Annotated in this window: 24 protein-coding genes; 17 read left to right on the plus strand and 7 right to left on the minus strand. The window is 55.9% G+C overall.

Annotated elements, in window-relative coordinates:
- Positions 1-12: 12 nt before the first annotated feature.
- A complete protein-coding gene (locus ACGYLC_RS17350; protein ID WP_394424182.1) occupies positions 13-489 on the minus strand; it encodes an MBL fold metallo-hydrolase in 477 nt (158 codons plus the stop codon).
- Positions 490-492: 3 nt separating this feature from the next.
- A complete protein-coding gene (locus ACGYLC_RS17355) occupies positions 493-1,515 on the minus strand; it encodes a fumarylacetoacetate hydrolase family protein (RefSeq protein ID WP_021100166.1) in 1,023 nt (340 codons plus the stop codon).
- A gap of 105 nt (positions 1,516-1,620) precedes the next feature.
- On the opposite strand from ACGYLC_RS17355, the gene ACGYLC_RS17360 reads away from it, so the two are divergent.
- Positions 1,621-2,169 carry a TetR/AcrR family transcriptional regulator gene (locus ACGYLC_RS17360; protein ID WP_021100165.1) on the plus strand — a complete coding sequence of 183 codons (549 nt, stop codon included), beginning with the start codon at positions 1,621-1,623 and terminating at the stop codon, positions 2,167-2,169.
- A 427-nt stretch (positions 2,170-2,596) separates the two neighbouring features.
- Here ACGYLC_RS17360 and ACGYLC_RS17365 read toward each other — a convergent pair whose 3' ends face one another.
- A complete protein-coding gene (locus ACGYLC_RS17365; protein ID WP_394424184.1) occupies positions 2,597-3,655 on the minus strand; it encodes a ParA family protein in 1,059 nt (352 codons plus the stop codon).
- A 293-nt stretch (positions 3,656-3,948) separates the two neighbouring features.
- Positions 3,949-4,833: an ArdC family protein gene (locus ACGYLC_RS17370; RefSeq protein WP_394424186.1), complete on the minus strand. Its 885-nt coding sequence runs from the start codon at positions 4,831-4,833 to the stop codon at positions 3,949-3,951.
- A gap of 484 nt (positions 4,834-5,317) precedes the next feature.
- Between ACGYLC_RS17370 and ACGYLC_RS17375 the strand changes: the two genes are divergently transcribed.
- Both ACGYLC_RS17375 and ACGYLC_RS17380 read left to right on the plus strand, forming a co-directional pair.
- Positions 5,318-5,854, plus strand: coding sequence for a hypothetical protein (locus tag ACGYLC_RS17375; protein WP_306006974.1), 537 nt, complete (start codon positions 5,318-5,320; stop codon positions 5,852-5,854).
- A gap of 173 nt (positions 5,855-6,027) precedes the next feature.
- Complete coding sequence (locus ACGYLC_RS17380; RefSeq protein WP_306006973.1) at positions 6,028-6,366, plus strand: hypothetical protein; 339 nt, start codon at positions 6,028-6,030, stop codon at positions 6,364-6,366.
- Here ACGYLC_RS17380 and mobQ read toward each other — a convergent pair.
- Positions 6,356-7,699 (minus strand): MobQ family relaxase, encoded by a 1,344-nt coding sequence (mobQ, locus tag ACGYLC_RS17385; protein ID WP_394424188.1) that lies wholly within the window; start codon positions 7,697-7,699, stop codon positions 6,356-6,358. The two genes, ACGYLC_RS17380 and mobQ, sit on opposite strands and share 11 nt — an antisense overlap.
- A gap of 642 nt (positions 7,700-8,341) precedes the next feature.
- Here mobQ and ACGYLC_RS17390 point away from each other — a divergent pair.
- The 11 genes from ACGYLC_RS17390 (at position 8,342) to ACGYLC_RS17440 (ending at position 17,708) form a co-directional block, all read left to right on the plus strand.
- Positions 8,342-8,629 carry a mobilization protein gene (locus ACGYLC_RS17390; RefSeq protein WP_394424189.1) on the plus strand — a complete coding sequence of 96 codons (288 nt, stop codon included), beginning with the start codon at positions 8,342-8,344 and terminating at the stop codon, positions 8,627-8,629.
- An 11-nt stretch (positions 8,630-8,640) separates the two neighbouring features.
- A complete protein-coding gene (locus ACGYLC_RS17395; protein WP_394424190.1) occupies positions 8,641-10,302 on the plus strand; it encodes a type IV secretory system conjugative DNA transfer family protein in 1,662 nt (553 codons plus the stop codon).
- Positions 10,303-10,320: 18 nt separating this feature from the next.
- Positions 10,321-10,869 (plus strand): hypothetical protein, encoded by a 549-nt coding sequence (locus ACGYLC_RS17400; protein WP_394424191.1) that lies wholly within the window; start codon positions 10,321-10,323, stop codon positions 10,867-10,869.
- 255 nt (positions 10,870-11,124) lie between these two features.
- A complete protein-coding gene (locus ACGYLC_RS17405; RefSeq protein ID WP_394424192.1) occupies positions 11,125-12,177 on the plus strand; it encodes a replication initiator protein A in 1,053 nt (350 codons plus the stop codon).
- Positions 12,178-12,259: 82 nt separating this feature from the next.
- Complete coding sequence (locus ACGYLC_RS17410) at positions 12,260-12,928, plus strand: ParA family protein (protein WP_394424193.1); 669 nt, start codon at positions 12,260-12,262, stop codon at positions 12,926-12,928.
- On the plus strand, positions 12,910-13,203 hold the full coding sequence (locus tag ACGYLC_RS17415) for a hypothetical protein (RefSeq protein WP_394424195.1): 294 nt from the start codon (positions 12,910-12,912) through the stop codon (positions 13,201-13,203). Before ACGYLC_RS17410 ends, ACGYLC_RS17415 begins: the two co-directional genes overlap by 19 nt.
- 121 nt (positions 13,204-13,324) lie before the next feature.
- Positions 13,325-13,531 carry a ribbon-helix-helix protein, CopG family gene (locus ACGYLC_RS17420; RefSeq protein ID WP_394424196.1) on the plus strand — a complete coding sequence of 69 codons (207 nt, stop codon included), beginning with the start codon at positions 13,325-13,327 and terminating at the stop codon, positions 13,529-13,531.
- Positions 13,524-14,678 carry a DNA cytosine methyltransferase gene (locus tag ACGYLC_RS17425; RefSeq protein WP_394424198.1) on the plus strand — a complete coding sequence of 385 codons (1,155 nt, stop codon included), beginning with the start codon at positions 13,524-13,526 and terminating at the stop codon, positions 14,676-14,678. The genes ACGYLC_RS17420 and ACGYLC_RS17425 overlap by 8 nt, the downstream gene beginning before the upstream one ends.
- Positions 14,679-14,696: 18 nt before the next feature.
- A complete protein-coding gene (locus ACGYLC_RS17430; RefSeq protein WP_394424199.1) occupies positions 14,697-15,533 on the plus strand; it encodes a NotI family restriction endonuclease in 837 nt (278 codons plus the stop codon).
- A gap of 160 nt (positions 15,534-15,693) precedes the next feature.
- Complete coding sequence (locus tag ACGYLC_RS17435; protein WP_394424201.1) at positions 15,694-16,752, plus strand: ParB N-terminal domain-containing protein; 1,059 nt, start codon at positions 15,694-15,696, stop codon at positions 16,750-16,752.
- A gap of 2 nt (positions 16,753-16,754) precedes the next feature.
- Positions 16,755-17,708, plus strand: a complete 954-nt coding sequence (locus ACGYLC_RS17440) for a hypothetical protein (RefSeq protein WP_394424202.1) — start codon at positions 16,755-16,757, stop codon at positions 17,706-17,708.
- A 5-nt stretch (positions 17,709-17,713) separates the two neighbouring features.
- Here ACGYLC_RS17440 and ACGYLC_RS17445 read toward each other — a convergent pair whose 3' ends face one another.
- Complete coding sequence (locus ACGYLC_RS17445; protein ID WP_394424203.1) at positions 17,714-18,253, minus strand: recombinase family protein; 540 nt, start codon at positions 18,251-18,253, stop codon at positions 17,714-17,716.
- Positions 18,254-18,820: 567 nt separating this feature from the next.
- Here ACGYLC_RS17445 and ACGYLC_RS17450 point away from each other — a divergent pair.
- The 3 genes from ACGYLC_RS17450 (at position 18,821) to ACGYLC_RS17460 (ending at position 23,883) form a co-directional block, all read left to right on the plus strand.
- Entirely contained in the window at positions 18,821-19,858 is a 1,038-nt protein-coding gene (locus ACGYLC_RS17450; RefSeq protein WP_040817165.1) for an efflux RND transporter periplasmic adaptor subunit, read from the plus strand.
- A 9-nt stretch (positions 19,859-19,867) separates the two neighbouring features.
- Positions 19,868-22,915: an efflux RND transporter permease subunit gene (locus tag ACGYLC_RS17455; RefSeq protein WP_021100169.1), complete on the plus strand. Its 3,048-nt coding sequence runs from the start codon at positions 19,868-19,870 to the stop codon at positions 22,913-22,915.
- 110 nt (positions 22,916-23,025) lie between these two features.
- Positions 23,026-23,883 carry an alpha/beta hydrolase gene (locus ACGYLC_RS17460; RefSeq protein WP_394424205.1) on the plus strand — a complete coding sequence of 286 codons (858 nt, stop codon included), beginning with the start codon at positions 23,026-23,028 and terminating at the stop codon, positions 23,881-23,883.
- Between the two features lie 16 nt (positions 23,884-23,899).
- On the opposite strand, the gene ACGYLC_RS17465 is transcribed toward ACGYLC_RS17460, so the two are convergent.
- A complete protein-coding gene (locus tag ACGYLC_RS17465; RefSeq protein ID WP_394424207.1) occupies positions 23,900-24,607 on the minus strand; it encodes an MBL fold metallo-hydrolase in 708 nt (235 codons plus the stop codon).
- Positions 24,608-24,686 lie beyond the last annotated feature (79 nt).

The following is a 24,686-nucleotide window of genomic DNA, read 5'->3' on the forward strand; positions in this document are numbered from 1 at the left end:
AGCACATCAATCTCACCGGTGAATATCGTTGGCCAAAGCCTTAGCGTAGGATTCCGCCCCCTCCCGCAAACGACCCCTGACGGGCAGCAGAGTGGCCGCCGAGGCAGGTTCACTTGGCATTTCTTCGGCAGCCTTTTCAGACGCAAGGATCGTCGCGTCCTTGAACAGCTCATTGCCATAGGTGTGATCGCCATTGGAATGACTGTTCACCAGCATCCGAATTGGTGCATTTTTGGTAATCGGTTCCATATGCCTAAGCATGTTAGCCGTCAGCTTGAGGTCGAACAGCGAGTCAAACACAAGGCTTTCCCCACCTGAGGAAATCATCGCAGCATTGCTTTCGCCCCATGACCCGTTGGGCTGCATCCACGCATAAACACCTTCGGTTATTTCATAGAGCCCCCGTTGGAACTTTGCAGGGTCACCAAACAGACTTTTTTCGCCATGCAGTGGTGTGCGGTCTCTTTTCCAGTTCAACAGTTTTGTCATGGTCTAACCCTTATAGTATTGCTTGAGGTCGGCGCGTTCACCCCAGCGGGTGGCTTGGGCGCGGTCCAGATATTCAGGTGCGGCGACCGTGTTTTCCATGATGCCGATGCCTTCAAATTCGACGCGAATTTTGTCGCCAGGCTGCACCCAGATGTCATTATCCAGGCAGTTGCAGCGTGGGATCGTGCCAAGCGCGATTAATGTGCCAGGCTGCAAACGCGCGGTCTTTTCCATAAAGGCGACGGCCTCATGCGGGGGTAAGGCGTATTTGTCAGAACGACCGGTCCAATGGTGCCTGTCCCCGATCCGCACATCGACCTTGCAGTCGAAGGGGTCTTTTTCGTCGGGCGTGACGATGAATGGGCTCATCACGTTCTGGAAATCCTTGGACCGCTGCGGACCAAGGCGCGTCCCACCTATTTCGGGCATCTGAATATCGCGGGCGGAACAATCATTGATGATCAGATAGCCTGCCACCTTGCTGCCAGTCGAATTACCAGTGACGAAAGCCAGCTCAGGTTCGACATCTAGGAAAGACGTATAGTGCGGCCAGACCAATGGCGACCCGGTGCCTGTAAAACTGGCCACGTTGCCTTTGTAGTATTCCGGCACCTCCGGCTGCGAAAGGTCTTCGCTTGCTTTCTTTTGTTTGCGCAACAAGAGCGGCATGACAGTCGCCCGAAGAACCGCGTTCATCTCGTATTTCAGCATTGTCTTGGCCGACAGATAGACATGCGTGGGCGAGGTCAGCATATCGTAGAACATCACCGGCTTGAGCGGCAATTCCAGCGTCACGTCAGTGATCGCAAAGGCAGTTTTGCCCTCAACAAGCAACGCCGGATCATTTGCAACGCGCGCGGCAATGGCCTGTGCTGCCGGAAACGCCGCGTCCAGATCATCAAGATAGTTGTCCACCGAGCGGAGTGCGGATGTGTCTGCGTCAAATGCGGAAAATGGAACGACGCGGTCGTCTATCGCAAATCCGAAATGCGTCCGGTCGTTGTGCGTGAATGTGGTAAGTTTCATCCTCAAAATCCAAAAATGACAACATTTGTTGTCATTTAATGCAACAGCTTGCCCAGAAATGTCAACACTTGTTGGCAAATCCCCGATCGTCTATAGAAATATGGTATGAAAACCGAAGAACGCCTCCTTCACCATGCCCGCTGTCTCATGTGGGTCCGCGGCTATTCTGCTGTGTCGCTGCGCGAGGTTTGCCGTGCGGCGGACGTTGACGCCTCAATGGTGAAACGTCACTTCGGATCCAAGCGCGGTTTGTTTGAGGCGACGCTCGAAGGCGCGTTTGATCTACCTGTTTTTGAGACAAACGATATTGCTGTTTTGAAAGAGAACATCCTCACGTTCATTGAAAATTTCAAACCTGAGGAGAACGTGCCGACCGTTCTCTGGCTGATCATCATGAACGCGAGCGATCCGGAGGTTGGTGAAATTGTGCGTGCCGGCCAATACGAGCACATGCAACGGCCGCTGGAACGCATTGTCGGCAGTCCAACCCAAGCTGCGTATTTTCTATCTGTTCTGATGGCGACGACACTCGCTGAAACGACTTTAAAGCTGCCCGGTATCGCGGAACGCGGATCAGCTGCGTATCGTGCCCAGCTTTCGCACATGATGGATGCAGCACTAAGTTGTCCTACGAGTGAACGACCGCTTCGGTAACATCAGCGGCATCGCATCGGTGACCGTGCTGCGCATGCAAGGAAATTCTGCGGCAGCATTGGCTGCGCCTGCAAAGGTCCGCTTCGTCCCGCGTCTCGGTTGCCCAACTTGGACGCAGCGAAAGTGCGGTTCCGGTGACGGCCAGAAAAGCGCTTGCGAACGACCGGTTCGGCGACTTATGTCGCGACGCAGAGATTTGCATGCTGCGACTGCGAACAAATGCTGCGTCAGCAAAGAACGAAAAACGAATGACGGCATTGTCCCGCAAAGCTGCCGGATGGTCAGATGGAGACTAAGGTCTGCTTTTCGCCACATCTGGACCGAACTCAGACGTTTATGTCACTGGCTAAATCCACCGTTTATGGCCTTAAGGATTTACCCGAGGGCTTGTCTATGACGCATGATATCCAAGCCCTCGGCACACAAGCTATTCTATTTCTTGGACAAACCCGGCGATGTTTGGTTGCTGCTTATCCAACTGCGACTGGTTGACCATGACCGACCGGCCCGCAAAGCTCTTTTGACCTGCCGTCAGCCGATTGATCGGGATACCCATCGCGCCAGACACGACCGATGCAGTGTTCGCATCGTTGATCTGCTCTTCGAACATCTGCTTGAAACCACGCTTGCTGGTCGGTGCAGGAGTGCCACTTGGGTGCGGGCAGAACAGCTGCGGTTGATTTTGCCAGACCGAAAAGACCTCGTCAAAGATCTCAGTGACAACATTCCTAAAGGCGCTTGCAGAACTGTTGTTCATTTGGGTGAGTCGGTTGCCCACGTAGCTGTAGATCAAAGGTAGGGACATCCGGTACTGCATGGAATTTCTATAGAATTCAGATTGCACCTGCCCAGGGCGGCGCTGAATACCATAAACGAGGGACAGCACCGATTTCACAGCACGCTTGGAGGATCCATCTGCGGAAAACGGGATAATTAACCGGTCTGCCGCGCTCATCGCCATTTCCGTGTAAATTGTGAAACTGGGATTGCAGTCGATAAACACAGTAATCCGCTCTTGCCCCCAAGAGCGGCGAACGTCCTCGATCAAGTCGCTGATCCAAGTATGAACAATGCGCCATGCGTCCGCAGGACCTGCGGTGCAGGCCAGCCGAACCTGTGAAGATTGCATCTCTAGTTCTTCATCGCCACACACCAAGTACAGGTTATCACTCACAAAATGGTTGTGTTGGCTTACCTGCGTCAAGAAATTCGCGCCGCTATGCGGCGTCATGTAGGGGCTGACTATGCGCTCAGCCACGTATCCTGAAATAGTTTGGGCCGGGCGGTTCGCAGACAACGCTTCAATAGCGTCCTCACCGCGCTCCATCCCCCCCAGCAACATGCTGGAGGAATTCGCTTGTGGACACAGGTCCACGACCAAGACTTTCTGTTGGGGATGTGTACGTGCGTACTCGCTTGCGACCTGAAACGAGAGATAGCTTTTCCCGACGCCCCCCTTGTTGTTCCATAGTGCGTAAATTGACATGCTCTTGCTCTCCACTTGTTTGACGCCTCTTCGCACGTATCGCTTGTTTACTCGTAATATTTTTTGCTCACCGCTATTCGAAATGTGGGTAGCGGCTCGACTCCCTGCCACAAATCATAGGATTTCCGGGCATACCATGCCCATCCGCGCGAAGCGCCGGGCCTGTCGGCGGATGGCCTTCAGGCTGCCCGCCGACAGGTCACCCTGAAACCGCCCACATCCACGATCACCCCACAACGCAAAAGGCCCCCACCTGCTGACGGGGGCCTCGATCCTCTCGGCGGTGCGGGCTGTTACTCGGCGGCCATCTGGTCGGCCCGCGCGGTGCGGTCCATGATGTAGTCCACGGCCTTCTGCGCCTCGGACGCGGCCCGGAAAATTGCGCGGCTGTCTTCTTTCATCGCCTCAAGCCACCCTTCAACATAGGCGGCGCTCTGGTCGAACTCAGGTTCCACCCCGATCTGTGCGCAGAGCATGCAGTTGCCAATCTCCGCGACTAGCTCCTCGAAGGCGTAGGCCTTGCGGTCGTTAAACCGGCCCAAACGGTCCAGCCGCTTTGTCGCCCCAGTCCAGTGGATTGTCTCATGGGCCAAGGTGCCAAAATACCCCGCCGCCCGATAAAACGTGCCAATCGGCGGCATGTGGATGCGGTCGGTCTTGATGTTGTAATAGGCGCGCGGCTCCTCGGTCACGTCGATCTGCGCACCGGTCGCGGCAAAGAATGCCTCCAGCGCGGGGTCAGACACGGTGCCAAGATCACGGGGTGGATCGGGCAGAATGTAGAATTCAGCGGGCAAGCCCTCGATCTGGTCGGCATTGAACACGCGGTAGGCTTTGGCATAGGGGATCTGGCGTTCCTCGCCGTTCTCGTCCTCGCGCTCGACAGTGCCGTATTTCACCACGGTTGCGGATTTCTCACCCTTGCGGACATGGCCCCCAAGCTGCTTAGCCTGATTGAACGTCATCCAACGTGCTGAGCTGTAGTCCTTGGCCATCGCCGCGGCCCAAAGCATCAGGATATTGATGCCCCGATAGGCCTCGCCATTGAACCGTTCCGGCAAGCTGACCCCTGCCCCTCCGCCAGTCCACGGCTTGCGCCAAGGCGGCGTTCCCGCCTCGATCTGCGCGATGATCTGATTGGTGACATGGGAATAAACGTCAAACTTCTCTGCGGTCATTTGTGACCCTCCTTCAAGTGACGCGGGCCGGGTCTCTTCCCCTTTCCGCCAATGGGCGGGCCTTCCTGTTCTGATCTTTGGAATGCCCATGCATTCCGAAGGGCAGAGCAGGTAAGGGCAAAGCCCGTCCTGCGGCCTGGCGGGGCCGTGACAACCGGGTGGAGGGCGTGAATTTGGGAGGGAACCGCGCGCCTGCGCGTGGGAGGAACCGGAATTTTCGACCGGAACCGACGCCGCAGGCGGCGCTTGCCGGTTTTCTCGGCCCTGCCAGGATGGCAGGCGGATCAACAGGATTTGGAAATGGTCAGGGCCGGGGTGAGCGGGCGTCAGCCCGTCGATCCCCTGCCCTGTCTATCGCTCCCAGCGAGACCGGCACATCGTCGGGATCACCGAGTTATATCGACTTTATTGGCTGGAACCGAAGCGAAGAGCGGTCATAATATTTTCAAAGTCTTAGGGTACTGATCCTGAACAGGAGTTTCATATGACAGCCGATGTACTGGGGCCAGACAACGCATTTTGGATTGATGGCGAATGGCTTGGCTGGGATAGCATTATCGATCCAGAAGAAACCAAATTCAGCCGCCTCGCTGAACTTGAGCGCGAGGCCGAACTGCGCCTCAAATATCCGAACGCTGATCCAACTTTGGTTCCATACTTTCAGGACCTTTTGACGCTTGCAGAGGCCTATTTCTGTGACACTGGACAGCACCTCAACGTTTACGGCGACATAGGTGAGCTTTTCGGTGCGATCATGTATGGAATCAAACTTCACAAGAACCATGCCCAAGGCTCCGATGGTAGATTGGGAAACGACTTCGTTGAAATCAAAACAATCTCGCCGATCAACAGCAAAGAAAAAACCAGTGTGCGTCTCGACAGGCACTTCAGCAAATTGCTCATCGTGAAGATAGACGACAACTTTGAAGTTTCGGGACGTCTCGTGAAGCGGGCTAACTTGCCCAAAAGAGCGGGCAACAATCTCCGGCTATCATGGGCAAACATGCCCGGCGCTAACTGATCCCGTAATTTCTTACATGATCGGCTTGGTCTTTCCATCGAACGGAATGACAGACCCGCCATCGTCGCAGCCGGGAACGCTCTCAAAATGCACGCCGTTCCAATAATATACTATTGAACGCCTTACTGGATTCCGCCACAAAGAGACTATCTCTCCTTTTCTCAGTGTATGCGATGAACCAGACGACTGACCTCGAACTAAACGTGACCACCGAACAAGGCCTTCGGGCGCTTGCCGAGGAGGGACACACAGTCGTGGTGCTGTGCAAAGCCGATCCTGAACGCAAGGGACCAAGCTGGTACGGCATGTGGATCATGCGAACGGTCGGAAACGACGGTCAGGAGAAAATCCTCGTCACAGCCAGAACGCGCGTGACGCAAAATGCGATCAGAGTGCGCGAGTTCAAGACGGCAACTGGAGTTATATCGTTCCTCGTCGGCATTGGGTTCGCACAGGCGAGCATTCCTATGAAAAACGGGGAAACGACCTCTCATCGCCTCGTCAGTGACTGAGACCTGGATCACGGTCGATGTCCCTATCCTTCTCGACCTCCTGATCCTTCTCCTGTTCGCGCTCGTCCTCGATCTCCAGCCGCTCGCGCGGCTTGTTCAGCACATCCTTCAGACGCTGGTTCACGGACGGCTTGCGATCCTCGCGCGCGATATCGTCGGAGCGGTCCTGCCTTTGACGCTGGGCCGGGGTCCGCGACGGTCTCGTGGCCTCCTCGCCAAGGTCATTTTCGCTGTACCCGTCCAGCTTGTGAACCGCCGCCTGACCGTCGCGCCCGGCGTCCTTCTCCATGATTTCCTTCAGCCGCTCGCGCGCGTAATTGCGACCTTCCGGCTTCGGCGTGTCGTCCTGGTCCCGTGACCGGCCCACGACGCGCGCCAGCCGTTCCCGGAAATCCTCCGGGTTGCGTTCGTCGCGTTCTTTCGCGGTTGCGGCCCGGAGTGCCGCCAGACCGGCAGAGACACGCCCCTGCCCCGCCTCGCGTTCGGCACCGTAGGTCTCCCGCGCGATATCCAGCCGCTCACGCATTTCACGGAAAGCTGCACGGGCCTGACGGGCAGCATGGACCACGGCCCCGCGCTCGGTGACAGGGACATATTCCCGGCCCTGGCGCTCGGCCATCACCTTGGCGCGCCGCTCCATGGAATTGGCTGCTGGCCCCAGCTTCAGCTCTGGGTCGCGGTCCAGTTCCTCGGCGGACAGCTTGTCGCCACGATCCAGCGCCGTCTCGCGCTGTTTCTCAAGCGACCGGTGATCGACACGCTCGATTTCCCCGACACGCTCCAGCGCGCGGTTCTGCAACTCGGCCCAGAGACCGCGCATCTGCTCGATCTCGACGCCGCCAGTCTTCGCGGAATCGAGCACGCGGGTTTTGGTGGTGAAGCCCCCGGCTTCCAGCTTGCGGGTGGAGGTCAGAACATGGGCATGGTGGTTGCGCTGATCGCCTTCGCGGTGCGGCGCATGGATCGCCACATCGACGGCCACGCCGTAGCGGCTGACCAACTCCTGGGCGAAGTCGCGCGTGATCTGCGACCGGTCCTCGGCGCTGATCTCGGACGGCAGGGCCAGCTCCCATTCGCGGGCGGTGACGGAGTTGCGGCGAGTCTCGCTGGCCTCGGCCTCGTTCCAGAGGCGGGACCGATCCTGCGCCCAATCTGGGGCGTCTTTCGGTGCCAGGATGAAGGTCTCCTCGATGCCCTGCTTTCGGGTATAATCGTGGACGCGGCCTTCACGCTGGCACTCGATGCGCTCACCGACGCGGTAGGCCGCTGCCGCCGTGGCAGAGCGCCCGGCGCTGCGTTTGATCGTCTTCACGGAGAGGTGGTAGCTGGCCATGCGCCCTCCCCTCGCCTGTGATGCAAACGCGCCCACGCGCCGGAGCTGATCCGTGCCGGTGCCCTGACATTGGCAATCGGATCAGCGGTCTTTTCTCCGCAAGAGTGCGCCCGGAACCGGCGCGGTCTGTGGGGAAAAGACAGCCCGCTTGAGGCGAGCCAACAGCTCTCCGACGCGCGGGCTTGCCAGTGATCTGTCCCCAGATCCCCAGCCTCATGGGGGGCGGGATATGGGGATAGATCACTGGCGGTTTGCCGGGGGCAAACCCGGTTCGTGTCGGCACCGTCAGGTCCGACGACACGAACCTCCCGCAAGGGAGACGCCAGCGGCAGACCGGCCCCCACCGTGGGGCATCGGGCGAGACGCTGGTGCGACCTTGCGGGACGCGATCCAACCGCTGAGGTTGGGCTGGGATGGTTTGGAAGTGGCAGCGCGCCCTTCCATGTCGCGGCGGCACGCAGCGAAGGGGATGGCCATCGGCCGGGGCTTTGCCCCAAAGAGATCGCACGCAAAGCTCGGAACCGCAGGTGGAGAGTTTGCATAAGTGCGCCCTTGTCCTTTACAGGCCTACGGGTAAGCGCTATCGCTCGATCTGGCAAGAACAACCTGTCCACCTGCTCTTTTGAAAGATGGAGACGCGCATTGGCAGAAACCGAACTCGAACGGGCCGAGAAACGATATGCCCAGGCCAAGGCCCGTCTTCAGGCGCTGAAGAACCGGGAAGCGACGAGACAGCGCAAACTCGATACACGGCGCAAGGTGATCCTCGGGGGCGCTCTGCTCGATCTGGCGGAACGGGATTCCGGTGCCGCCGCCATGCTCGACCGGCTGATCCGCAACCTGCCCCGCGAACAGGACCGAAAGGCTTTCGCGGACTGGGGAACTCCCTCCCCTGCCCCGTCCAGCTCTGATCCGGAAACGCCGTCCTGATGCGGGGCGTGATGCGCGTCTTCGGAGGACTGTTCCGGTTCTTCGGTCGATTGATCTTCACGCCCATCCTGTTGGGCTGGATGATCGGCGCTGTCCTCTTCGGCGCGATGATCGGGGCACTTGTCGCCACGCCGTTCATCTTCGCCTTCTTTGACCAGCCGCCCGGCGAAAGCGCATGGCAGTGGCTGGTCTTCGGTCCCCTGATGTTTGTGGGCGCTGTCTTCGGGTTCCAGTATTGGCGCATGGCCTCCGGGGCTGATGCCTTCTTCGGGCTGACCGGCGACAGCCACGGCTCCGCCCGCTTCGCCAACCGCAAGGAACTGAAGAAGCTCCAGCGGGAAGACGGCCTTCTGATCGGGCGCAATCCGCACACCGGACGGCTGCTGCGCTATGACGGTCCCGCCCATCTGATCACCCTCGCCCCGACGCGGGCCGGGAAAGGCGTCGGCACCGTGATCCCGAACCTGTTGGCGGCGGAACGCTCGGTTCTGGTCATCGACCCGAAGGGCGAGAATGCCCGGATCGCCAGGGAAGCCCGGCAGCGGTTCGGGACGGTCCATGTCCTCGATCCGTTCGAGGTCTCCGGAATGCCCTCTGCCGCCTACAACCCGCTCGACCGGCTGGCACCGGACAGCCTCGATCTGGGCGAGGATGCGGCCTCCCTGACAGAAGCGCTGGTCATGGACCCGCCGGGACAGGTGACGGAAGCCCACTGGAACGAGGAGGCCAAGGCCATCCTCGGCGGTCTTATCATGTTCTGTGTCTGCCACGAGGACCGCAACCGCCGGTCTCTCGCCACCGTCCGGGAATATCTCACCCTGCCCCCGGAAAAGCTGCGCGCGCTGCTGGAACTGATGCAGGACAGCGATGCGGCGGGCGGGCTGATTGCCCGCGCCGCCAACCGCTTCCTTGGCAAGGCGGATCGGGAAGCCGCCTCGGTCCTGTCGAACGCACAGCGCCACACGCACTTTCTGGACAGCCCGCGCATTGCCAAAGTCCTGTCGCGGTCGGATTTCCATTTCTCTGATCTGCGCCACCGGATCACCTCGATCTTCCTGGTGCTACCACCGAACCGGATGGACACTTACAGCCGCTGGCTGCGCCTTCTGGTCTCTCGGGCCCTCCAGGACATCGCACGGGATGCTGAGGCGTCCGTAAGGCCCCTGAGTGGCCCTGCAGACGCTCAGGAGGGCGCACAGCGCCTCAGGACGCCCACGCTGTTCCTGCTGGACGAGTTTGCCGCCTTGGGCCGTCTGGAGGCCGTGGAGCGCGCCATGGGCCTGATGGCGGGCTACGGTCTCCAGCTCTGGCCGATCCTGCAGGACATGAGCCAGCTCAGGGACCTCTATGGCGAACGGGCTGGCACCTTCATTGCCAATGCCGGAGTGCAACAGGTCTTCGGTGTGAATGATTTTGAGACGGCCAAATGGCTGAGCCAGATGATCGGCCAGGAAACCGCCGGGTTCCAGACTGACAGCTTCAAGCCCGGTGACGGCCCCAGCTTCAGCAACAACCTCACGGGCCGCGATCTGCTCACCCCCGATGAAATCATGCAGCTCCGCCCGGAGAACCAGCTCCTGCGCGTGCAGGGGCAAGCCACCGCCGTCGCGCAGAAGCTGCGCTATTACGCCGATCCTGAGTTCAAGGGGCGGTTCGTCCCGCAGGACCAGTAATCCGAAGGACGCCTCACGATGCCAGACCAACCCGACCTCCCTGCCCTCTCTGACGATGATCTGCGCGAAACACTCGATCTCATGGCCACAGCCGTCGCCAGCATGTCCGACAGGATCGACGATCTGACCGCCGTGGCGGACAAGCAGATCAAGGTCGCGACAGAAGCGCGGATCGCTGCCTTCGCCGCACGGGACCAAACCAATCCGAAAAAATACGGGGATCTTCTGGGTCAGGCCCTCGACAGCCACCTGGGCGCAACCGCAAACGCAATGACAGAGATTGTCAGACGCCTTGGCGTTCAGACGGACAAGACCATCGGGGCCTTGGCCAAATCGGAAGATGACAGGTCCAGTGTCTATCGAGCGGTGTTCGAGCGGGAACAGAAAGCGGATCGTCTCAAAAGCCGCCTGCCCTGGTTTGGTCTGGGTGCATTGGTTTTGGCCCTGATGCTGACGGTGACGCTTCCTCGTTTCTTGGCCAGCAACGCGTCCACATGCGCTGTCCTCGGGGCATCCTGGACCACGACAACCACGGGCGTCGACGCGTGCGTGTTCTATCGACGGTAAGGGGCTGAAGCAGTGGTGGTGATTTTTTCTGCCTGAGAAGCTGGGTGTTATATATGTGTTATAGAAGGTGTTACGAGAATCGCTGTCTCCGCAACACACTGATTTCATTTCTTGATTCCACCACATTTTAGCCTGCCGGTGTGTAGAGTATCGAAGAAAGGTGGGTAGACTGTCGAAGAAAGGTGTGTAGAGTATCGAACAATGCACGCCTCTGGTGGGTAGACTGTCGAATAATGGTGGGTAGATTATCGAATAATGGCACGGCCCCGAAAAAGAACAGCTTTGCTACCGCAGCGGCACACTGAGCCGGACCTGTTTGTCTGTGACATCCTGGATGCCACGCCTAAGAGTGACCGCGCTTCTATGGAACACCCCCTGTTCTCGCTCTCGGTCAAAAAGGACTTGGCGGCATTCGAGTACGAACAAGGCAACGTGAAGGTGAAGATCACGCCAGCGGCTGAGGAAGGCCGCGCAAATGTCTTCGATAGGGATATTCTGATTTATGTTCTGAGCCAACTCATGGTAGCGAAGAACGAAGGTCAGGAGATCGGTCGTCGTGTCCGGATTTCAGCCCATGATCTGCTGAAGGCCACAAACCGCCATACTACCGGACAGGCCTACGCAACGCTTCGACGCGCCCTCACCCGTCTTCAGTTTACGCAGATCGAGACGAACATTCATGACCATGGCATAGGTGAGTGGCGTTCGATTTCATTCATCACTGATGCGCGGATCGTTAAGGAGGACTCCACAGGACGCCTGCTCAGTGTCGAGCTGGAAATGGGTGACTGGCTCGTCAAGGCCATCGAGAACAAGAACGTGCTGACACTCAACAAAGCCTATTTTCAGCTCCGCAAACCCTTGGAGCGGCGCTTGTATGAGTTGGCACGAAAGCACTGCGGAAAGCAGGATGTCTGGCGGATTGGGTTGGATAAGCTGCAACACAAGACAGGCTCCACCTCTACAGCAAAAGAGTTCAAACGCCTTGTAAAAGCGATCTGCAGGGCGGATGAAGCTCAGTCCCACATGCCCGATTATCGCTTCAGGCTTTTGCATGATGTACTGGAAATTACTCCAAAGCCTGAGTTCTTGGAGATTTACGGCGATAGCCCGTCGTTCGCTTCAGAAGTATCGGTGCGTTTGTCCTCTGATGCCTACGATCAGGCTCGAAAGGCTGCCCCCACATGGGATGTCTACGCGCTTGAGCAGGAATGGCGGATGTGGATGAACGACCCACCACGTCACCCGGATGCCGCTTTTATAGGGTTTTGCCGGAAATGGTATGAGCGCAAGGGCAAGGCTCCATAACACTTAACAGATATCAGGTATCTGTTAAGTGTTGACAGTTATTGGTTAAGGGTTAAGGGTTATGGGAAAATGGAGGCAGGCCATGACGCAGGTTATCAGCGTAGTGCAAGAAAAGGGCGGCGCGGGAAAAACGACACTTCTGACGGCCATCGCAAGCCTGATGGTTCAGGATGGTGCAAGGGTCGCCGTGATTGACACAGACCCTCAGCGGCACTTGGAATCATGGGCAAAAAAAGAACAGACCGATCTCGACTGGCTATACGAAGAAGATGACGAAAAGCTTCTGCCAACCGTCAAGGCATTGAAAAAGGCTGATCCGCCGTATGACGCAATCTTTGTGGATACAGCAGGCTTCAAGTCGGCAATGGCAATGCACGCCATCGCGGCCGCCAATCTCATCCTGATACCATCGAAGGCCAACGAAGCTGACGCCAAGGGAGCCAAGCGAACCTATTCACATGTTCAAAGTGTTGCCGAGACAATGGAAAAAGAGATTTCGGCCCTGGTTGTGATGATGGATGTAGATACACAGACAAACATCACGCAGGCGATCGTCGATGCCTTTGATGCCCAGAATGTACCCCGGCTCAACGCTATGTGCGCACACCGGACAGGGTTCAAGGAAATGACCTCTACAGGACAAGCCCCACAAGGGTCGGCGCGTCGGTCGGCTCAGTCGGTGTTGGCGGACCTCCAGGGCAGGGGCCTCATCAGTTTCTATAGGAGCGGGTCATGGCCAAAGTCAGCGTAAACCTCGATGATGATCTCGACGGCGACGGTAACGCCCAGAAGCTGAGAGCAATGGCGGCTCCCTTGCCAAGTGTCAGCAAGGCCAAGTCTTCCGCCTTGAAGGACGCGCCACGTGTCCAGTTTTCGTTCACCAATGTCCCAAAGCCGATCAAAGAAGCATTTTCTGCCGAGGCTTTGAAGCGCGGTGTGACCAAAAAAGAGCTGCTTTATGAATGCTTACGAGCTGGAGGGATTGAGATTCCAGCGGCCTCTGAGATAGATGGGCGAAGACGATAACAGTTATCAGTTATCTAATGCTCTCCGCTTCACCTGAACGCAGCCGTTGCACTGTGCATCATAGTGATGCACAGTGACGCATACACTGATGCTGCGCTGGAACATTAAGAGAACATATACTATGAGTATCATAAAAAAGGGGCATAGAATCTCGGTTTCTCTATCGGACACGGATCATGCAGCTCTCTCTGCCCTTGCTGAACAGCATGATGTCTCGCTGTCATGGCTCGCGAGAAAGGCCATCACGGACCTGCTCGAACATCACGAGAAAGAAGAGCTTCAACTGCCGCTCGACCTTAAAAGCCCCGGGAGACGCTTTCATGGATAGAACTTTTACAGCTATTGATCTGTTTTGTGGGGCAGGGGGGTTGACTGAAGGGCTTAGGCAAGCAGGCTTCCACGTACTGGCAGGCAACGACTTCGACGAAGTAGCCGGTCAGACATTTGCCGCAACTCATATCGATGCAAAGTTTGTCCCTGGACGCGTGCAAGATGTTTCTGAGGCAACACTGTTAAAGGCGGCGGGCCTTAGACCAGGTCAGCTTGATTGCTTGGTCGGCGGTCCACCCTGTCAGGCATTTAGTGTTTACAATCATCAGCGTGGCCTACACGACGAACGCAGCCAGCTTTTTCGCGAATATCTACGCCTAGTTGAGGGTCTGAACCCCAGATGGGTGGTCATGGAAAACGTCACAGGGATTATGTCTGCTGGTGGTGGCGAGGCTGTGAAGGCAATTCTTAGCGGTCTACAAAAATTGGGATACTACGTTGAGTTTCGCACTCTAAGGACGGAAGACTACGGTGTCCCGCAAGAGCGTAGACGTGTTGTATTCATCGGCAATCGGATCGGGATGCCAATCATTTGGCCAGAACAAACCCATGGAACCAGTGACGGATTAAAGCCTTTTGTAACTATTCAAAATGCAATCGGTGATCTGCCTGTCTTGGAAAATGGCGAAGACTTGGGTGTGCGGCCTTACAGGCATGCGCCGAAAGGTGACTACCAAACAATGCTTCGGGAGGGGTCCAAACGTGTTCTGAATCATTCAGCACCCCGCTTAGGACCCATCAATATTGAGCGCTTGAAGCACATACCTCAAGGTGGAAGCTGGAGAGACATTCCGTTTGATCTCCTTCCCGAAGGCATGAAAAAAGCAAAACGAAGTGATCATACAAAACGGTATGGCCGAATGTCTTGGGACGGTCTCTCCTGCACGGTGCTAACCAAGTGCGATATTCACTGGGGGGCATATATCCATCCAGAGCAAGACCGTGCCATAACGGTGCGGGAGGCGGCACGCATCCAGTCATTCCCTGATTGGTTTAAGTTCGAAGGGTCTCGAACCGAGCAATACATACAGGTGGGAAATGCAGTGCCACCACTGTTGGGCCGTAAGATTGGAAAAGCACTCCTTGAAACATATGCAATTGACGAACGGCATGAAAACCAACAACCAATGAGAGCAGTTGGGTAAGTCTTTCAAGGAAATTTGATGCGCATTGCAGAAGTCTTCGGTTTTGGTATCGACAATCACTCGAAGGAGGTGTGGGAAAGCCGGAACGCAAAGACCTGCCCTTTTCGAGGCACTAAATGTACGAAAGTTTCCAAGACTGACCCATTGGGCATATGTTCATTTTCAGACGGTCGCACTGCTGCCGTAGTCTGCCCTGTCCGCTTCTTGGCGCAAGACCGCATCTTCAGAGACGCTGGTCGATTAGCGTTTGGTGACGGCGCTAAGATAGCGGCCTTCCCAGAAGTTCGTATTTTGAAGATTGAAGGCGCGGATGGCGAGCGCGACAGGAAGATCGGGAAGGTTGATTTTCTTTTGGGTCATATCATTAACAGTGAAGTTATTGATTTTGCAGCGTTGGAAGTTCAGGCTGTCTACATTTCTGGTACTTCAGTACGACCAAGTTTTGATGAATTTCTAACAACGCAAGGACCTTCTAACTCTTACACCCCTGTGGATCGGCGACCTGACTTCAGATCATCCGCGCAAAAGCGCCTGGTGCCGCAGCTCCAGCTTAAGGTTCCTGTTTTTCGTAGGTGGGGTAAGAAGTTCTTTGTGGTAGTGGACAGTCAATTTTTTGCAGCATTGCCAAATTTTCCACGAACATCTCGCTCGAACAGCGAGCTAACGTGGTTATCCTATCCAGTTGAAAAAACTGGCCTTGATTACACTATGAACGACCCGGATGTAGTTTTTTCACACTGGGACGATGTGGCCAATGCGCTCCGGGAGGGCGACCCTCCGGAGCCGGAGGAAATACTGGCGGAGCTGCAGCAGAAGCTGTCGAGTAACAGGCCCCCGACGATCTTTGAAACCTAAGCAGGCTCGTCATGTGCAACACCGCGCAACGTTCAGTGGATGACTTGACCAATCGGGACAGAAGACGCCGAAGCGTTGGGAAACGAGGTTTCCAAACCGCCAAGAAACATAGATAAAAAGAACGTGGAGTCTGAACTCAGAGGCAGGCGCAGGGAGCAAAATGTCAGAAAATATTATTCAAGACATCAAGACGGATGAAATCTTCCTTGACGAAAAGAACCCACGCCTCCCGACGACGACCGGGCGCAAGCAACAGGACATGCTGGTCTACATTGCCCGCAACACGTCTATCACCGAGTTGATGTCGGCTATCGCAGAAAATGGATATTTTCCAGGCGAGCCAATTGTAGTGGTGCCAAGAGACGAGGGGGGATTCTGGGCGGTTGAAGGCAATCGCCGTCTCACAGCCGTCAAGCTGCTTCAAGACCCGTCTCTCCATCCTAAGAATTCTCGAGTCCGCGAAATTTCTGAACAGGCTAAGCACAAACCAACATCGATTCCATGTGTGATCTTCAAGGATCGCATCGAGGTCGTAAATTACCTTGGTTATCGCCACATAAGTGGTGTCAAGCAGTGGGAACCGTTGGCAAAAGCACGGTATATTGCAGAGTACTTTGAACTGCATACAGATCAGTCCCAAAGCCCTGCAGAGCGGTATCGGGAGGTAGCTAGAGGTATTGGCAGCCAGGCTCCGTTCATCAAACGACAGCTGGATGGAATGGCCTTCTACAGACACATAGAAGATCGTGGTTTCTACGAAATTGAAGGCCTCAATGAAGAAACCATTTCTTTTTCATTGGTTACAACGGCGCTCGGATACGATTCCCTGCTTAAATTCGTCTCGCATGACCCTGATCCATTCCTAAACCCCAGCAAGCTCGATGAGGAGGCTGTCTCGCGTCTTACTCATTGGATGTTTGAGCAGGGCAGGGCTGGAGAGACTATTCTGGGCGAGTCTCGAAACATCCAAAGATTAGCGGTCGTTGTAGAAGATAAAGACGCACTAGCATTCTTGGTCAGCGACCGAAACTTGGAGAAGTCTTATGCGCTTACAAAGGGCGTCGCTGTAGACTTCTATGATCTCCTTTCTGCGATAGAAGGGCAGCTCGGTGAGGCAGTTTCTTCGGTGGCGCTAGTGGATCTTGACGAAGGCCATCAGAACAAAATTGGCAATATCTTCAAGCAAGCGCGCTTGCTTAGAAGCGCGGCTGAGGACTGAGGATGATTGATGACTACGGTCTAATAGAAGATCGAGCGCCGCATCTGGTTGCTGATCTGTGCGAGATCATTGCATTTTTTGAAAATCGAGAAGTATCTCGTGGCGACATTGAGGGGTTTCTTTATGAGAAGGGTGCAAAAGGCCTCCTGGATGATCTTGATCTTGAAAATCTAGATTCAGCTTCGGCGAATGCTAAGTTTCAAAAATTGTCAGAGGATGTTTTTCGACACCTGACGTATCGTACAAAAGCAATTGGAGAATGGTATCCCTTTATTGTGGAGGCTGACATTTTAGTTCCAATTGATGCCCCAACGGAGCGGCACAAAGTATACGCCGCTTTAGTTGCGTTTTCCCGCCTCAAGATGTTCGACCAAGCGAGGGTAACGCAGTTTGCCGCTGATTTCGAAGTGCTATGTTATGAAGCTGCTGTTGCCTTTGCTATTGATTGGAAAGTAATCCATTTTGGCGTTGGCGGTCGAGATCGAGCCCACTATGGCAACAAACTCAAGGAATCATTGTCAGTCTTGGCGACAACACTTCGCGAAGACACCAATGCCAAAGCGTTGGCAAAAATTTCAGAAAACAACACCGGTGACGCTGGTATCGATATCATTGTTTACCGAGATTGGGATGATCCTGCTCAAGGAATGCCGAGCTACTTTGGTCAATGTGCAGCTCAGCAATTGGGGTGGCCAAAGAAGAAGTTCGAAGCAAGCGCCCTAAATTTGGAGAGGTATTTCAGCTTCTTTCACAAGCCTGGAACGTTGATGTTCATCCCAGTTTGTTATCGGGGTCTAGATGGACACTGGTTGGACTACGATGGGCATCAAACCATAATTGTTGATCGAAACCGGATAATTGAGCTTCTCGAAACCAGGATCGGTTTAGCACAGGATGAAGAAGCAGTTCTGAATCTTGTGCCAAAGCCGTTCGAGTTAGGTTGTGCTGTAGTATAGCGAAACTACGCTCGCCTCACAGTCCGCTCGCTGACTTTGAACAAGCGTGCGATCTCGGGCACCGCACGGTGTTCTTCGTCTCTCATTCGGCGCACCTCATCGCGCTGTGTTGCCGTCAGGGCAGGGGGTCTGCCTCCGATCCGCCCCCGCTTGCGAGCGGACACTAGACCTTCCTTGGTTCGCTCGGAAATCCGTTCACGCTCAAACTGGGCGATAGATGCGAAGACGTGGAACACAAGACGGCCGGCCGGCGTCGTCGTGTCGATGTCCTCGGCCAGTGACCGGAAGCCGGCCCCGCGCGCGCGGATGACTTCCACGATCTCCAGCAAGTCTTTCAACGACCGCGCCAGGCGGTCGTATTTGGTGACGGTCACAACGTCGCCATCGCGGAGCTGATCCAGCATCCTGTCCAGCTCCGGCCGCGTGCGCTTTGATCCGCTGATCCTGTCCGCGAACATCTTCTCGGCTCCCACCGCCGAAAGAGCGTCAGTTTGAGAATCCAGGCTCTGGTCGTCAGTGCTGACGCGGGCATATCCGATGATCATGCCGCACTGTGACAAAAACCTGCCAAAACTGCAAAGGTTTTGCCGGTGGTTTATGTCCACGCTAAGCGATTGATCTGGCGTGGGGCATGGCGCACGGCCAAAAACGACCGTATTTGTCCTATATATTTTGACCAGAGGTTTTTTGTCGTTTTTCACAAATAAGTTCAGCAGCCTGTCACAGACGGTTCAGTGAACGGCCGCAGCGTCGAAGCAGCCGTTCGCGCAGATCGCAGCGAACGGCTTGAGGGAGCCCAACCCCGCCATTGTCATTTCGTGCTGCGTGCGCTCGCAGCGCGAATAATACCGCGTGAGAGAAAAATCCGATGCCGCTTTGCCGCAAGAAAACCGTCATTCATGCAAACCGCAGCAAGAACGAAGTAATGAAGAGGCAGGTCGCGGGCAAAACCGGCGTTGATAATTCTCCCTTCTCTCGACTTTGCGTAGTGTAGCGGCCTTTGTGCCTCCTCCGCACGCACCCAAAACAGGTGTAGATCATCCGAGTCTGTGTGGTTAAGGTCATCAAAGGCAAAGCAATTTGCCGGACTGGCAATTTGGGGTCTCTTCGACATGCGCACTATTTTCTTCAGCTTCTTACTTGTTACACTTTGCGGCACTTTCGCCATCGCGCAGGATCAGCCAAAACTGGTGAAGTTGGTTGAGGTTCAAGCCGGCGCCTCCGAAACCACGCGTCAGTTCTTTGGCCATGCGGTTGCAAAAGAAACCGTTGATCTTGCGTTTCAGGTGGGTGGCCAAATTGTTGATATCCCGATCGTTGAGGGCCAGCCCATCGCACAAGGTGCAACGGTTGCCGTGCTTGACCTTGAACCGTTCGAGATTGCCTTGGATCAAGCCCGCGTTCAGAAAGACCAAGCAGATCGCACCTTGGCGCGGTTTCAAGCCTTGCAAGGCAGTGCTGTGAGCCAAGTGAGTGTCGATGATGCTGAGACCCAAGTACAGCTTGCTGAGATTGCCGTCAGAAACGCCGAACGTTCTTTGAACAGCGCGCAGTTGACCGCCCCATTCGATGGGTTGGTTGCGGCGCGCAACGTTGCTAATTTCTCTACGATTGCGGCGGGCACACCGATTGCCCGGCTGCATGATATGTCTGAAATACGGGTCGAGATTGATGTCCCCGAGGTGCTATTCGGCCGGGCCGGGCGCGATCCTGATGTGGCATTGTGGGCGCAATTGCCGGGCAGTGACACGCGCTATCCGCTTGAGGCCCGCGAATTCAACGCCGAGACATCCCAAGTTGGTCAGACCTTTCAGATTACACTGGCCATGGACCCGCCTGATGATCTGATTGTTTTCCCCGGTGCCTCTGTCACGGTCTATGCAACCTTGCGCGGGGGCCCTGATGCGTTGCGTATCCCGCAATCGGCGGTGATCACATCAACGGATGGCATGACGCAGGTTTTGGCATTTACAACACAAGACGGCACGACCGGGACGGTTTCTGCTGTTCCCGTTGCCATCGAACCTGCCCCAAATGGCGATATTCTGGTTCTGGAGGGTCTTGAGCCGGGTCAGGAAATCGTGGCGAGCGGCGCGCATTTGTTGAACGATGGTGATGCGGTGACACGCTTTACTGGCTTTGCGAACTGAGGTCGGATTATGAACATTGCGCGCGGATCAATCCAACGGCCCATTATCACATGGCTGGTCATTTTGGGCTGCCTTTTTGGTGGTGTCTGGGGCTTTGGCAATCTTGGTCGCCTTGAAGACCCGGCGTTTACCATCAAGACAGCCGTCGTCGTGACCCAATACCCGGGTGCGAGCGCTGCACAGGTGGCGCGAGAAGTATCTGAACCGATTGAATCCGAAATTCAGAAAATGGCCGAGGTCAAGCGGGTAAGGTCCATGAACCAACCTGGGCTATCGTGGATCACGGTTGATATGAAAGACACCTACGATGGGTCTGAACTGCCGCAAATCTGGACCAAACTGCGCAACCGCACTGCTGCGGCACGGCTACCCAGCGGGGCTGGTGCTCCTTTCGTGAATGATGGGTTTGGTGATGTCTTTGGCATTTACTACGCCGTTCAGGCCCCCGGCTTTTCGGATGCTGAGATCAATGACCTTGCCACCTTCTTACGGCGCGAAATGCTGGCCGTGTCCGGGGTCGCGGATGTCAGCCTTTCGGGTGTGCCGAATGAGGTTATTTATGTTGAGCCTGATCTGACGCTCAGCACGAACCAAAACGTGCCGCCCGCAGCCATTCAGGCGGCGATTGCAAATGCCGATAGTGTTGTCGATGGTGGATCGTTTCAGCGCCCTGATGGGCGCACCTTGATCCAGGGGCCAGAGGGAAGTGACAGCGTTCAGGAAATCGCCGGCCTGACCGTGGGTGTTGGGGGCGAAGTTCTGAACCTGCGTGATTTTGCAAGCGTGAGCCGAGAGCGTGAGGCAAACCCAAGCCTTATGATCCGCCACAATGGCGTGGATGCGTTTACAATTGGGATTGCTGGCATCGCCACGGAAAATATCGTTGATGTTGGTCATCGCACCGATGCGCGGCTTGCGGAACTCGCGCCGCAAATTCCATTAGGTGTGCAGCTTGATCCGATTTATCAGCAGCACCTTGTTGTGGAGGAGGCATCAGGGTCGTTCCTGATTAACCTCGCGATGTCGGTCAGCATCGTCGTGGTCGTGTTGGCTTTGTTCATGGGGTGGCGCGCGGCTGTGGTGGTCGGCGCGACGCTGCTTTTAACCGTTGTTGGTACACTGTTTTTCATGGCGATATTTTCGATTGAGATGGAGCGGATTTCTCTGGGTGCGCTGATCATCGCGATGGGGATGTTGGTCGACAACGCCATCGTTGTCGCAGAAGGCATGCAAAACACGATGCGGCGCGGACAAAATTCGCGCGATGCGGCAGATGAAGCGGCACGCAAAACGCAAATCCCCCTTTTGGGCGCGACCGTCATCGGGATCATGGCATTTGCAGGGATTGGCCTTAGCCCGGATGCAACAGGTGAATTCCTGTTTTCGCTTTTTGCGGTGATTAGCATTTCCTTGTTGTTGTCCTGGGTCCTTGCGCTGACGGTGACACCACTTCTGGGGCATTACTTCTTTCAGCAAGGCGATGGCTCGGATACGGGCGCTTACGATGGTGTGCTGTTTCGTGCTTATGCAGCCGCTTTGCGGGTATTGCTGCGGCTGTGGTGGGCCGTGTCGCTCGGGTTGCTCGCGGTGACGGTGGTGTGTTTCATGCTGTTCGGCCAGATCAAGCAGCAGTTCTTTCCAGACAGCAACACGCCCCTGTTTTTCGTGCATTACAAACTGGCGCAGGGGGCATCGCTGCAGGAAACCTCAGACGATATTGCCCTCTTGGAAGCTTGGCTTGCCGAGCAGGATGATGTGGTGTCGGCCACCTCTTTTGTCGGGCAAGGCGCGTCGCGCTTTATGCTGACGTATCAAGCAGAGGACCCGAACCCAAGCTATGGCCATATCATTGTGCGCACGCAGTCGATTGATGAAATCGCGGGGCTGATTGCCGGGATGGAAGACTTTGCCGCGATGACATTGCCTGAAGGCGAGTTCCGCGCAAAACGCCTTGCCTTTGGACCCGGCGGCGGTGATCCGATCCAAGTGCGCTTTTCCGGCCCAGACGCGTCCGTGTTGCGCGATTTAGCCAATACAGCAGCGCAGCGGTTGCAGGCCGCATCCCCTGACATTGTCGCCCCACGGATTGACTGGCGCGAGATGGAGCAGGTCTTGCGTCCCGTCTACGCCACCGACCGCGCACAAGAGGCGGGGATCACCCGTGATGCCGTGACCGAGGCGATGCGCTTTGCCACGACGGGGATCACCGCAGGTGTGTACCGCGAAGGGGATCGCCAAATTCCCATCGTGGTTCGGGCCGATCCTGATGCAGGTCTACTGCTGACAGATCATGTGATTTACTCAGACAGCGGCCAAACCTTCGTGCCATTTGAACAGGTCACCGACGGCTTGCGATTTGAATCGCAAGACACCCTTCTGATGCGCCGTGACCGCGTGCTGACGATCACGGTCGGGGCCGATATCAGCAAGGGGCTGACGGCCGCGCAAGTACAGGCGCAGGTGAACGACACGATCAACACCATGCCGGTCCCTGCAGGCTACACCATGGAATGGGGCGGTGAGTTGGAAAGTTCGCGCGATGCGCAGGCGGGTTTGGCCAAACAACTGCCGATGAGCCTGATCGTAATGGTGCTGATTTCAATCCTGTTGTTCAACGCTTTACGCCAACCGCTGATCATCTGGCTGCTTGTGCCGATGTCCGTCAACGGGGTCAGCCTCGCGCTACTCGGAACTGGCCTGCCATTCACGTTTACGGCTTTGTTGGGGCTATTGTCCTTGTCTGGAATGCTCATCAAAAACGGGATCGTTCTTGTCGAAGAGATCGACATTGTACGCCGCGAAAATGCGACGATGGATTTGCAGAACGCGATTGTGCAGGCATCGACATCACGTTTGCGCCCCGTGATCCTGGCCGCAGCAACAACAATCCTTGGGATGATCCCCTTGATCTGGGACGCGTTCTTTCAGTCGATGGCGGTGACAATCATGGGCGGCCTGGCCTTTGCTTCGGCACTGACGTTGATCGCAGCGCCGGTCTTTTACTACGCAATGTTCAAGCGGCAGAGCGCTCCTCGAACACAAGCGGCCACAGCATGAAGATACGCGCACTGTCTATCGTTTTGCTTGGCCTCGTTGGATGCAGCGCGGGTCCAACTCTCACGAACGTTGCGCCGCCTGCGCAAAGCAATTTGCAAAGTATGTATTTCATGACGACGCGTGCCGCTGTCGCCGATGACCGCTTATTTGGAGAAGATCGCGCTGCAACACCGACATTTGGCGAAATCAATATCGGTATCCCGCCAATTCACCAACCCGGGCAGGTCGAGACAACAGATGGCGTCCCAGACCCGGCGCGTCATTTCTACAATGCAGGTGTGATGCGATACGCTGATGCGCGGGCGCTGAAACGCGCCGTCAGCACCGAAGGGCGACCAACCGTTGTCTTCGTCCATGGCTACAACAACACCTTTGCTGAAAGCACATTCCGCTTCGCACAAATCCTGAACGATCTGGATCGTGACATTACACCGGTCCACGTCTCATGGGCGTCACGCGGTAGTTCGGGCGGCTACGTTTATGACAGGGACAGCGCCTTGATCGCACGTGATGATCTGGCCGATCTATTGGTTTTGCTTGCAACCAGTAATGACAACGGGGTTACGCTTGCAGCCCATTCCATGGGTAGCCTCGTTGCGGTCGAGGCGTTGATCCAGCTTTCCAAACGCCGCGAGGCTGCGGCGCTTTCCAATGTCAATCGGGTCTTATTGGTCGCACCTGATTTGGACGGTGATCTATTCACGGATCAAATGGCCCAAGTCGCCTATCCCACGGACCAGATTTTTATCGCCGTTAATCAAGGCGACCGGGCATTGGCGCTATCAGGGCGGATTACAGGCAATCAAAGCCGGTTGGGTCGTGATTTTGACACCGACCAGTTGGAACAGGACGGTTACCGCGTTGTCGACCTGTCAGAAATCGATGATGGCGACGTCGGCGGTCACTTCTTGCTGGCATCTTCACCAACGCTTCTGGGGTTTCTCAGTGCGCTTCAACCGCTTGAATAAAACCCGGCGGCTGAGCCTATCTGAGGACGTGCAATAGCTTTGGCTCCGCTTGCGGCAGATCATAGGCAAGGCTGGCCGTGCCATAGAGAACCTTTACCTTGTCGCCACCTGAATAGTGCTTGGTGTTCCCATCAAGGACGCGCGTATAAGTGTTGGTCGCCATAACCGTGCGCTCGGGGCAATCCCACAAAAGGTAGGGTTTGAAATCGCGGTCTTCTAACAGCAGATGCCGCGCAATCGCCGTGGGCTTCATGCCGTTCTTATACAGGTCTTCTGTCTTACTCAGAAGCACATCAAAGAAGCTTTTGACATCATCTACACCATCTTTGGTGATGATCGGACCGTGACCGGGAATAATGGTTTCGATATCCATGGCTTGGATTTGTTCAAGCACTTTGGGCCAATGTGGCAGGCCGGGGTTCCACGCGGCAGGCAGCCCTTCGACAAACAGGATATCGCCCGCAAACAGAACCTTCTGATCGGGCAGATACAGCATGATGTCACCATCAGTATGCGCTGGCCCGACCTCGATCAATTCAAACGGGATAGACCCGATCTGGCCTTTGTAATGACCCGTGAAGGTTTCCGTAGGAAGGGTCAGCGTGATGCCTTTGTGGTGATAGGGAAGCATCATGTTCTGAAAATACTTACCAACCCTATGCATATTGCGCAGGGGCCACATCGGCATCCCACCCAACCCACAACATGAAATCGCTTTACCCATGACGGGGTCGTTTGCGGGAGGGGGCGAAATCCTACGCTAAGCCGAGCACGCGCTTTCCATAGTCCCTGAGTTCGCCCTT

Source organism: Sulfitobacter sp. 1A12157, assembly GCF_043557345.1.
GTDB lineage: Bacteria > Pseudomonadota > Alphaproteobacteria > Rhodobacterales > Rhodobacteraceae > Sulfitobacter.

What these genes read in the sequence shown, in the direction of transcription:
- ACGYLC_RS17350 (WP_394424182.1), bottom strand. Translation starts at nt 489, where the DNA reads ATGACAAAACTGTTGAACTGGAAAAGAGACCGCACACCACTGCATGGC.
- ACGYLC_RS17355 (WP_021100166.1), bottom strand. Translation starts at nt 1,515, where the DNA reads ATGAAACTTACCACATTCACGCACAACGACCGGACGCATTTCGGATTT.
- ACGYLC_RS17360 (WP_021100165.1), top strand. Translation starts at nt 1,621, where the DNA reads ATGAAAACCGAAGAACGCCTCCTTCACCATGCCCGCTGTCTCATGTGG.
- ACGYLC_RS17365 (WP_394424184.1), bottom strand. Translation starts at nt 3,655, where the DNA reads ATGTCAATTTACGCACTATGGAACAACAAGGGGGGCGTCGGGAAAAGC.
- ACGYLC_RS17370 (WP_394424186.1), bottom strand. Translation starts at nt 4,833, where the DNA reads ATGACCGCAGAGAAGTTTGACGTTTATTCCCATGTCACCAATCAGATC.
- ACGYLC_RS17375 (WP_306006974.1), top strand. Translation starts at nt 5,318, where the DNA reads ATGACAGCCGATGTACTGGGGCCAGACAACGCATTTTGGATTGATGGC.
- ACGYLC_RS17380 (WP_306006973.1), top strand. Translation starts at nt 6,028, where the DNA reads ATGAACCAGACGACTGACCTCGAACTAAACGTGACCACCGAACAAGGC.
- mobQ (WP_394424188.1), bottom strand. Translation starts at nt 7,699, where the DNA reads ATGGCCAGCTACCACCTCTCCGTGAAGACGATCAAACGCAGCGCCGGG.
- ACGYLC_RS17395 (WP_394424190.1), top strand. Translation starts at nt 8,641, where the DNA reads ATGCGCGTCTTCGGAGGACTGTTCCGGTTCTTCGGTCGATTGATCTTC.
- ACGYLC_RS17400 (WP_394424191.1), top strand. Translation starts at nt 10,321, where the DNA reads ATGCCAGACCAACCCGACCTCCCTGCCCTCTCTGACGATGATCTGCGC.
- ACGYLC_RS17405 (WP_394424192.1), top strand. Translation starts at nt 11,125, where the DNA reads ATGGCACGGCCCCGAAAAAGAACAGCTTTGCTACCGCAGCGGCACACT.
- ACGYLC_RS17410 (WP_394424193.1), top strand. Translation starts at nt 12,260, where the DNA reads ATGACGCAGGTTATCAGCGTAGTGCAAGAAAAGGGCGGCGCGGGAAAA.
- ACGYLC_RS17415 (WP_394424195.1), top strand. Translation starts at nt 12,910, where the DNA reads ATGGCCAAAGTCAGCGTAAACCTCGATGATGATCTCGACGGCGACGGT.
- ACGYLC_RS17420 (WP_394424196.1), top strand. Translation starts at nt 13,325, where the DNA reads ATGAGTATCATAAAAAAGGGGCATAGAATCTCGGTTTCTCTATCGGAC.
- ACGYLC_RS17425 (WP_394424198.1), top strand. Translation starts at nt 13,524, where the DNA reads ATGGATAGAACTTTTACAGCTATTGATCTGTTTTGTGGGGCAGGGGGG.
- ACGYLC_RS17430 (WP_394424199.1), top strand. Translation starts at nt 14,697, where the DNA reads ATGCGCATTGCAGAAGTCTTCGGTTTTGGTATCGACAATCACTCGAAG.
- ACGYLC_RS17435 (WP_394424201.1), top strand. Translation starts at nt 15,694, where the DNA reads ATGTCAGAAAATATTATTCAAGACATCAAGACGGATGAAATCTTCCTT.
- ACGYLC_RS17440 (WP_394424202.1), top strand. Translation starts at nt 16,755, where the DNA reads ATGATTGATGACTACGGTCTAATAGAAGATCGAGCGCCGCATCTGGTT.
- ACGYLC_RS17445 (WP_394424203.1), bottom strand. Translation starts at nt 18,253, where the DNA reads ATGATCATCGGATATGCCCGCGTCAGCACTGACGACCAGAGCCTGGAT.
- ACGYLC_RS17450 (WP_040817165.1), top strand. Translation starts at nt 18,821, where the DNA reads ATGCGCACTATTTTCTTCAGCTTCTTACTTGTTACACTTTGCGGCACT.
- ACGYLC_RS17455 (WP_021100169.1), top strand. Translation starts at nt 19,868, where the DNA reads ATGAACATTGCGCGCGGATCAATCCAACGGCCCATTATCACATGGCTG.
- ACGYLC_RS17460 (WP_394424205.1), top strand. Translation starts at nt 23,026, where the DNA reads ATGACGACGCGTGCCGCTGTCGCCGATGACCGCTTATTTGGAGAAGAT.
- ACGYLC_RS17465 (WP_394424207.1), bottom strand. Translation starts at nt 24,607, where the DNA reads ATGGGTAAAGCGATTTCATGTTGTGGGTTGGGTGGGATGCCGATGTGG.